Origin of the sequence: Pyxidicoccus xibeiensis (assembly GCF_024198175.1) — a bacterium.
In the GTDB taxonomy this organism is placed as follows: domain Bacteria; phylum Myxococcota; class Myxococcia; order Myxococcales; family Myxococcaceae; genus Myxococcus; species Myxococcus xibeiensis.
Window position 1 is genome coordinate 961,781 of sequence record NZ_JAJVKV010000002.1, and the last position, 8,475, is coordinate 970,255.

Consider the following 8,475-nt stretch of genomic DNA (forward strand, 5'->3'; position numbering starts at 1 on the left):
GCGGCTACACGGCCGTGGCCCGGCTCGGGCGCGGCGTCGCCGCGGGCGCGTCCCCCGCCACGCTCGCCCGCACCAGCCGCAGGAAGTCCTCCAGCGTGCGGCCGGCGACGAGGGGGTAGGGCTCGTCAAGCGTCTCGAGCCCGTCGACGCGGTCCACGCGGAAGGTGCGGAAGTCGTCGCGCAGCTCGCACCACGCGGCCAGCGACCAGACCCGGCCCCAGAAGGTCAGGCCCAGGGGCCACACGGTGCGCAGCGACGTCTCGCCGTCCAGCGAGTCGTAGCGGAAGCGCACCTTGCGCCGCTCCCGCACCGCGCGCCGCAGCCCATGCAGGGCCGGCGCGCGGACGTCGGGGCCCGCGGTCGGGCAGCCTCGTGGGAGGCCCTCCGCCCGGGTGGGGCCCGGGGCTCCCGGCCGCCGCGCGTCGCTGCCCCCCAGCGGTACCATCAGGGCGGGGGCGGCCAGCTCGTCGCGCCGCGAGATGGGGAGGGCGGCGGCAATCTTCGTGAGCGCGGAGTCCGCGGCGCGGGCGAGCGCCGGGTCCGCGCCCGCCTGCACCATGCGTGCGCCGAGCACCAGGGCCTCCAGCTCCTCCTCGCTGAAGGCGAGCGGCGGCATCGTGTAGCCGCGGTCCAGCGTGTACCCCACGCCGGCCTCCCCGTGGATGGGGACGCCGGAGCGGGCCAGGTCGCTGACGTCGCGGTACACGGTGCGCTCGGAGACTCCCAGCTTCCGCGCCAGCTGCGCGGCCTTCACCAGCCGCTGGCGCTGCATCAGCTGGACGACCTGGAAGAGGCGATCGGCGCGGCGCATGGCGCGGGAGTCCGGCTAGGCCGCGAGCGGCGTGTGGAGGCCGACGTGGTTGCCCTCGGTGTCCTGGATGATGGCGATGTAGCCCGGGGGGCCGATGGAGGTGCGGGGCAGCAGCACCTTGCCGCCGGCGGCCTCCACGCGCTCCAGCCACGCGTCCAGCTCCCCGGCGGCGTTGAGGAAGATGCGCTGGCCGGTGGGGCTCGGCTTGTTGTCCGGGTCCTCCACCAGCGCGCCGCCCACGCCCTGGGTCGTGAAGATGGCGTGCGGCACGTTCAGGAAGCTCTCCCGCTTGAGCGTCAGCCCCGTCATCCGCTCGTAGAAGGTGGCGGCGCGGGACAGCTGCGTGCAGGGAATCTCGAACCAGGTGAGGGCGTCAGGGCGCTTCATGACAGGCTCCATGTCCGGAGGCCCGAGGCGCGAGCGGGAGTGCCCGCGGCCCGACCTCCACGCCCTGCACAGTGCGCCCCCCCTCCTGACAACGTCCTGTCAGGAGACATGCACCGCCCTCGTTTCGCACCCGGTGCCTCGCCTGGCGGGCCGCTTCCCTGGAGCAGGCGTCCCGGCAGTCCTCCCGTTCGCTCCTGGACGGCCTGCCATGAGGCCCGGAAAGCGAAGGGCCGGGCAGGCTTCGCGAGAAGCCCACCCGGCCCGGGTACGTCGGATGTGTCAGGTGCTACGGGCGGGCCGCCTTACGGGCAGGTGGCCGGCTTCGAGAAGCCGTTGGTCGGCGTGGTGCTGGCGGAGCCGCCGGACACGGCGTTGGTGCCGAGGCCGAAGGCGGCGAACGCGGTCCACAGCCGGCAGACGTCCGCGCCGCCGTTGATGGACGTGGCCGCCGTGATGATGCCGTCACGCACCTGGGTGAAGGTGGGGCTGCACGGCGTGTTCTTCAGGCCCTGGATGAAGTACCTCATGAAGCGCTGGTTACCCGCGGTGCCCGTCGCGTTGTAGAAGTCGGCGCTGAAGCCGTACTGGGTGACGAGCGCCCAGTAGGCCTCCCACATCGCCTGGGCGAACACCGAGCCCACGCCGTGCGGCACGGCCATGCCGTTGATGCTGGCGTAGGTCCACGTGTTGACCGTCGAGCTGGTGCTGTAGCGCTGGGTGCGGATGCCCGCGCCGGTGGTGGGCTGGTTCAGCGCGTAGGTGCCCACGCCGCGGCCCAGCGCGGCCGTGTGCGTCGGCAGCGCCGTGAACCAGAGCGAGAGGAAGTCGCTGATGCCCTCGCCCGGCTGCTGGCGGTTGGTGAGGCACGACACGTTGCTGGGGCCGCCGACCAGGCGGTTGGAGATGCCATGGCCGTACTCGTGGACGACGATGCCCGCGTCCAGGTCTCCGTCCCGGTCCGGCGTGGGCGCCGTCCAGATGTACATCTGCATGCGCGGGCGCTGGCCGTCCGGCGGCGTGGAGAAGTTGGCGTTGTTGGTGCCGCCGCCGTCCTGCGCCTCGGCGCGCACGTCGTCGTTGCCCAGGCCGCCGCGGCCGTAGTTGTTCACCTGGAAGTTACCGGCCAGCTCGTTGAAGCCGTACTGGTAGGTGACGTCGTGGATGATGTTGTTCCAGTAGAACAGGTTGGTGACGGCCGCCGGGATGTACGTGGACGGCGCGCCCGTCGAGAGGTTGATGGCGAAGCTGCACGCCAGCGTCGAGCCGCAGCTGGGCTCGGACGCGGGCGGAGCATTGTTGGCGTCGCGGTCCTCGTACGCGTGGACGTTGTTGCCGCGCGGAATGAGGAACTCGGCGCCGGCCACGCCGTTCGTGTCATGCCAGCCGTACGGCGAGGCCAGCGCATTGGCGGGGTTGGTCACCGTCGTGCGGCCGTCCGAGGGCGTCGCGGGCGAGGAGTGGCTGGGGCTCTCCACCGGCATCGCGTAGACCTTGTAGCTGTCCGAGGCCACCCAGTCGAAGCGCGTCCAGACCTCACCCGTCTGCGCGTCCACCGTCACGTCGAAGTCGTGCTGCTGGTCCGGGGTGTGGACCTGGAAGTGCCACACGAGGCGCGCCTCGCCGCGGCGCACCGGCAGCACCGCCAGCTTCGCGTTGATGGGCTCGGTGGACAGGCCCTCGGCCTCCACGCGCGTCTGCTGCTCCACCCCGGGCTCGGGCTTCAGGCCCTGGGGCGCGCTCTTGAGCGACACGCCCAGGTGCTTCGCCAGGCCCGCGACGGCCTCGGCGGCGCTCACCCGCGGCTCCACGCCGGCCAGCGCCCTGTCGATGGAGGGCAGGAAGTCGCTGTGCACGCTGAGCACGCGCCCTTCGCCGTCCACGTTGAGCTGCAGCTGCGCGTTGTAGACGGGCAGCCCCTTGTGCGTCTGGCGCAGGTAGATGTTGGTGATGCCGCTGTCCTTCGAATAGACGCGGTCCGTCACCTGCAGGTTGGCCAGGTCGCTCAGCTCCAGGCCGAACGCCTCGCGGTGCTTCTGGACGAAGTCCAGGCCGATGGCCAGCGCATCACCGCTGGAGGGCCCGGACAGCGCGCCCACCGGGTTGGTGAGCGAGCGCACCAGGCCGTTGGACTCGTCCGTCTCCACCAGCAGCTCCGGCACGCTCTGGCGCAGCGCGGCGACCCCGTCCTGCTGCGTCACGGAGAAGCCGAAGCGGGCCTGCGCGTTGTACCGCTCACGAGCGTCGTAGTTGCGATGCTCGTCGGCCTCCAACGTCGCGGCCAGGGCAGTGGAGCCGGTGAGGGCTCCCATGACAACCACCGCGTGGAAAAGGCGCCTTCGGTAAGGACCTGAGGACATGGCGTGCTCCTGCACCGCGAGGAAATCGCCCCCCTGGAAGGGACAGGCGACGCGCGGCAAGAAACCACACTTGGCGTGAAATACGCAACTGGCAGATTAAGCGTGTAATTTTGGCTTTTAAATGAATTCCAGGGTTCTCGCGGACCCTGTGGGTTCTTGACCGACCCGTGACGCGCCGGTAGTGGTTCTGAAACCTGAATCAGTATTCAACTCAGGCTTTCACTGCTCCACCACACCTCAGGGGAACGCATGCACTCAGTGGGTCGTCTTGGGAGTCTTTTCGTCGGGCTCGCGCTGGTCTCGGGTTGCGGAGGTCAGGAGCCGCAGGGGCCCGCGGGCGCGGAGGCGCTGGAGACGGCGGAGGCCGCCGTGTACGAGGCGCCGGACAGCCTCGCCGGGCTGCTGGGGAGCTATACGCGCTACTGGCCGCCGGCCGCCGCGGGGGAGCTCACCTCCATGACGCTGGCGGGCGTGGAGCATGTGGACCGGGTGGAGGGCAGCTACGTCCGCACGGTGAGCCGCGTCTGTCCCTTCTACGGCTGCAACACGGAGTCCGGCACCTTCTGGGCGCTGCCCAACAACCCGGCGGTGGGCGCCCTCATCGTCTTCAAGGACCTGGCGGGGGCGGAGCGGGACTACTACGCCATCACCCAGCTCCAGCGCAGCCCCATCACCGGGAAGATCACCGGCATCGTCCTGGTGAAGGGCGGCATGGCGGCGCCGGTTCCGTTCACCATGACGCGCGTGGGCTTCTAGCCGGGCGGGGGACCCGGACCCACTCCTGCCGGGCAGGCCACGAGCGGGGGCCTGCCCGGTCGGACGCTACAGGCAGGGTGGGGGATGTCAGACCGGGCAGGTAGGACGTGGGGTGAGGGGAGGGGGCCTGGAGGGGCTTCCTGAACGTCACCACCGAGCGCCCATGGACGTCCGCCAGAAGCTGCAGATCCTCGCCGACGCGGCGAAGTACGACGCCTCCTGCGCGAGCAGTGGGGGCAAGCGCGAGCCCGCGCCGCCGGAGGGCCTGGGCAGCGTGGAGCGCAGCGGCATCTGTCACAGCTACACGCCGGATGGGCGCTGCGTGTCGCTGCTGAAGGTGCTGCTCACCAACTTCTGCGTCTACGACTGCCAGTACTGCGTCAACCGCATCTCCAGCGACACGCCCCGGGCGCGCTTCACGCCGGAGGAGGTCGTGGGGCTCACGCTGGACTTCTACCGGCGCAACTACATCGAAGGGCTGTTCCTCAGCTCCGGCGTGCTCAAGGGCCCGGACTACACCATGGAGCAGATGGTGCAGGTGGCGCGGCTGCTGCGCGAGGAGCACGCGTTCCATGGGTACATCCACCTCAAGGCGGTGCCGGGCGCGTCCCCCGAGCTGATTGCCCAGGCCGGGCGCTACGCGGACCGGCTGAGTGCCAACATCGAGCTGCCCACGGAGGCGGACCTGAAGCGGCTGGCGCCGGAGAAGAGCCTGGCCGTCACCGGCCGCACCATGGGGGAAATCCATGCGCGGCTGGAGCAGGCGAAGGCGGAGCGCGCGCAGAGCCCCAAGGCGCCCCGCTTCGCCCCGGCGGGGCAGAGCACGCAGATGATTGTCGGGGCCACGCCGTCGCCGGACGCGGCCATCCTGGACACGGCGCACCGGCTGTACACGCGCTTCGGGCTGAAGCGGGTGTACTACTCGGCCTACAGCCCCATTCCGCGCTCGGACGTGCGGCTGCCGGCGAAGTCGCCGCCGCTGGTGCGCGAGCACCGGCTGTACCAGGCGGACTGGCTCCTGCGCTTCTACGGGTTCCGCGTGGGAGAGCTGGCGCCGCCCGAGCAGCCGGACCTGCCGCTGGACGTGGACCCGAAGCTGGCGTGGGCGCTGCGGCGGCGGGACATGTTCCCGGTGGACCTGAACCGGGCGCCCCGGGAGCTGCTGCTGCGGGTGCCGGGGCTGGGTGTGCGCACGGTGGACCGGGTGGTGCGCATCCGCCGGTGGCACGCGGTGACGCTGGCGGACCTGGTGCGGCTCAAGGTGCCCCTGCGGCGGGCGCGGCCCTTCATCGTCACGGCGGACTGGCGGCCCACGCTGCTGCTGGACACGGAGCGGCTGGTGGAGCGGGTGCGGCCGGCGTCGCAGCTGTCCCTCTTCGAGGCCTCGGCCTCCGCGCACTCGGGGGAGCTCTGATGCGGGTGAGCGTGGAGCCGGACCTGGCGTCCTTCCGGACGGTGGCGCGCGGGCTGCTGGCGCTCGGAGAGCCGCCGGAGCGGGTGCTCTTCGAGGAGGCCCGGGCGCGGCAGGGCTCGCTGCTGGCGGTGGGGGCGCCGGTGACGGAGCTGGCGCCCGCGCGGGGGCCGGCGCCCGCGGTGCCCCGGGACTTCCTGGGGCTGGCGGAGCAGGTGGCGTGTCACCGGGACTCCGGGCGCTGGGCGCTCCTGTACCGGGTGCTGTGGCGGCTGACGCACGGGGAGCGCCAGCTGCTGGAGGTGGACAGTGACGTGGACGTGCACCGGCTGCGGATGATGGAGCGGGCGGTGCGGCGGGACGCGCACAAGATGACGGCCTTCGTGCGCTTCCGGCGGGTGGAGCGGGACGGGGTGGAGCACTTCATCGCGTGGCACCGGCCGGACCACCTCATCGTCCGGCACGTGGCCCCGTTCTTCGTGCGCCGCTTCCCGTCCATGCGCTGGAGCATCCTCACGCCGGACGCGTGCGTGCATTGGGATCTGGAGCGGCTGTCCTTCGGGGACGGCGTGTCGCGCTCGGAGGCTCCGGAGGGGGATGCGCTGGAGACGCTGTGGGGGACGTACTATGCGTCCATCTTCAACCCGGCGCGGCTCAACGTGCGGGCCATGCGGGCGGAGCTGCCGAAGAAGCACTGGCCCACGCTGCCGGAGGCGCGGCTGATACCGGAGCTGGTGCGGCGGGCGCCCACGCGCACCTCGGCCATGGTGGCGCCGGTGCGGGAGGTGTCCGCGGCCACTGCGTGGCTTCCGGAGCGGCGCGAGCTGCCGGCGCTGGCGGAGGCGGCGCGGGCATGCCAGGCGTGTCCGCTGCACGAGCGGGCCACCCAGGCGGTGTTCGGCGAGGGGCCGGTGGGGGCCGCGCTGATGCTGGTGGGAGAGCAGCCCGGAGACTGGGAGGACCGCGAGGGGCGCCCGTTCGTGGGCCCCGCGGGGCAGCTGCTGGACGAGGTGCTGGGGCGGGCGGGGCTGAAGCGCTCGGAGCTGTACGTGACGAATGCGGTGAAGCACTTCGGGTGGACGCCAGGGGAGGGCGGGAAGCGGCGGCTGCACCAGAGCCCGGGGCGCGCGGAGGTGCTGGCGTGCCGGGGGTGGCTGGAGGCGGAGGTGGCGGCGGTGCGGCCGAGGATGATCCTGGCGCTGGGGGCCACGGCGGCGCAGGCGTTCCTGGGGCCGGGCTTCCGCATCCACCTCAGCCGGGGGCAGGTGTTCGAGACGCCGTGGGCGGACGGGTGGATGGCCACGTTCCATCCCTCGGCGCTGCTGCGCATGCCGGACCCGCGCAAGCGGGCGGAGGCGCGCATCCACTTCGAGGCGGACCTGCGCTCGGCGGCGGAGTGGCTGCGGCGGCTGCCTCGCGCGCCCTGATGCGCGAGGCCCGGCTGGACCTCTGAAGCCCTGCGACTCCCCGGCCGTGGCGCCCCTGACTTCGCCCAGGGGCCCCCGCCCGGCACGGCTCACACGCCGCGCACCTCGTGCGGCTTGTAGGGCGCCTCCAGCGCCTTCAGCTCCTCCGCCGTCAGCTTGAGGTCCACCGCGCGCACGGCGTCCTCCAGGTGCTCCGGTTTCGTGGCGCCGATGATGGGCGCCGTCACCGCGGGCCGGGACAGCAGCCACGCCAGCGCCACCTGCGCGGGCGGCACGTTCTTCGCGGTGGCCACGGCCTGGGTGGCCTGCACCACCTCCCAGTCCCCGGGCTGGTCATAGAGCTGGCCCGAGTACGTGTCCGACTTCGCGCGAGCCGTGGAGGCCCGGTCCGTGAGCGACTTGCGCGAGCCCGCGAGCAGGCCGCGCGCCAGGGGAGACCAGGGGATGACGCCGATGCCCTCCGCCTCGCACAGGGGCAGCATCTCCCGCTCCTCCTCGCGGTAGACGAGGTTGTAGTGGCCCTGCATGGACACGAAGCGGGACCAGCCGCGCAGGTCCGCCACGCCCAGCGCCCGAGCGAACTGCCACGCATACGCGGACGAGGCGCCCAGGTAGCGCACCTTCCCCTGGCGCACGAGCTGGTCCAACGCGGACAGCGTCTCCTCCAGCGGCGTGTTCGGGTCCATCCGGTGGATTTGATAGAGGTCGATGGCCTCCACGCCCAGCCGCTTCAGGCTCGCCTCGCAGCCCTGGACGATGTGCTTGCGCGACAGGCCGCGCATGTTCTGCCCGTCCCCCATGGGGAAGTACACCTTGGTGGCCAGCACCACCTCGTCCATGCGGGCGTACTTGCGCAGCGCCCGGCCGGTGACTTCCTCGCTCACCCCGTTGGAGTACATGTCCGCGGTGTCGAAGAAGTTGATGCCCAGCTCCACCGCGCGGCGGAAGAAGGGCTGCGCGGCCTCTTCGTCCAGCACCCACGGGCGCCAGGTGGGCGTGCCGTAGCTCATACAGCCCAGGCAGATGCGGGACACCCGCAGGCCGGTGCGTCCCAGGTTGGTGAATTTCATCGGAAATTTCCTCCTTGATGCCGGGTGCGGGCAAGGCACACGTCCACTTCGCCGCCCATGCGTCGCGTCATACCTTGGATGGGTGGGTCATACGGAACTGGCGTCTTTTCTGACCGCCGAGAATCCGCTAGATGTACGTGGAATCCGAGGGGGCGCTGAGCGGAGCGGAGTGGAGGGCGCCCCGGGTTTCCCAAGGGCCGTGCCGCGAAGTTCCGACTGCAGCGTCCTCCTGGGAAGGCCCCCCCGGGACACCGAC

General features: G+C 71.7%; 7 protein-coding genes. 3 read left to right on the plus strand and 4 right to left on the minus strand.

Annotated features, from left to right (window positions below; translation table 11 throughout):
- Positions 1 to 4: 4 nt before the first annotated feature.
- From LXT23_RS11830 to LXT23_RS11840, 3 genes are all read right to left on the minus strand, one after another.
- On the minus strand, positions 5 to 811 hold the full coding sequence (locus LXT23_RS11830) for a helix-turn-helix transcriptional regulator (protein WP_253980224.1): 807 nt from the start codon (positions 809 to 811) through the stop codon (positions 5 to 7).
- Between the two features lie 15 nt (positions 812 to 826).
- Positions 827 to 1,198 (minus strand): VOC family protein, encoded by a 372-nt coding sequence (locus LXT23_RS11835; RefSeq protein WP_253980225.1) that lies wholly within the window; start codon positions 1,196 to 1,198, stop codon positions 827 to 829.
- Between the two features lie 302 nt (positions 1,199 to 1,500).
- Complete coding sequence (locus tag LXT23_RS11840; protein ID WP_253980226.1) at positions 1,501 to 3,507, minus strand: M36 family metallopeptidase; 2,007 nt, start codon at positions 3,505 to 3,507, stop codon at positions 1,501 to 1,503.
- A 297-nt stretch (positions 3,508 to 3,804) separates the two neighbouring features.
- On the opposite strand from LXT23_RS11840, the gene LXT23_RS11845 reads away from it, so the two are divergent.
- The 3 genes from LXT23_RS11845 (at position 3,805) to LXT23_RS11855 (ending at position 7,149) form a co-directional block, all read left to right on the plus strand.
- Positions 3,805 to 4,311, plus strand: a complete 507-nt coding sequence (locus LXT23_RS11845) for a hypothetical protein (RefSeq protein ID WP_253980227.1) — start codon at positions 3,805 to 3,807, stop codon at positions 4,309 to 4,311.
- A 163-nt stretch (positions 4,312 to 4,474) separates the two neighbouring features.
- Positions 4,475 to 5,725, plus strand: coding sequence for a putative DNA modification/repair radical SAM protein (locus LXT23_RS11850; RefSeq protein ID WP_253980228.1), 1,251 nt, complete (start codon positions 4,475 to 4,477; stop codon positions 5,723 to 5,725).
- Complete coding sequence (locus LXT23_RS11855; RefSeq protein ID WP_253980229.1) at positions 5,725 to 7,149, plus strand: UdgX family uracil-DNA binding protein; 1,425 nt, start codon at positions 5,725 to 5,727, stop codon at positions 7,147 to 7,149. Before LXT23_RS11850 ends, LXT23_RS11855 begins: the two co-directional genes overlap by 1 nt.
- A gap of 89 nt (positions 7,150 to 7,238) precedes the next feature.
- On the opposite strand, the gene LXT23_RS11860 is transcribed toward LXT23_RS11855, so the two are convergent.
- Complete coding sequence (locus LXT23_RS11860; RefSeq protein ID WP_253980230.1) at positions 7,239 to 8,219, minus strand: aldo/keto reductase; 981 nt, start codon at positions 8,217 to 8,219, stop codon at positions 7,239 to 7,241.
- Between the last annotated feature and the right edge of the window lie 256 nt (positions 8,220 to 8,475).

Bases quoted from the DNA above. Each gene is read 5' to 3' on its own strand.
- LXT23_RS11845 (WP_253980227.1), top strand. From the start codon at position 3,805: ATGCACTCAGTGGGTCGTCTTGGGAGTCTTTTCGTCGGGCTCGCGCTG.
- LXT23_RS11850 (WP_253980228.1), top strand. From the start codon at position 4,475: ATGGACGTCCGCCAGAAGCTGCAGATCCTCGCCGACGCGGCGAAGTAC.
- LXT23_RS11830 (WP_253980224.1), bottom strand. From the start codon at position 811: ATGCGCCGCGCCGATCGCCTCTTCCAGGTCGTCCAGCTGATGCAGCGC.
- LXT23_RS11855 (WP_253980229.1), top strand. From the start codon at position 5,725: ATGCGGGTGAGCGTGGAGCCGGACCTGGCGTCCTTCCGGACGGTGGCG.
- LXT23_RS11840 (WP_253980226.1), bottom strand. From the start codon at position 3,507: ATGGGAGCCCTCACCGGCTCCACTGCCCTGGCCGCGACGTTGGAGGCC.
- LXT23_RS11835 (WP_253980225.1), bottom strand. From the start codon at position 1,198: ATGAAGCGCCCTGACGCCCTCACCTGGTTCGAGATTCCCTGCACGCAG.
- LXT23_RS11860 (WP_253980230.1), bottom strand. From the start codon at position 8,219: ATGAAATTCACCAACCTGGGACGCACCGGCCTGCGGGTGTCCCGCATC.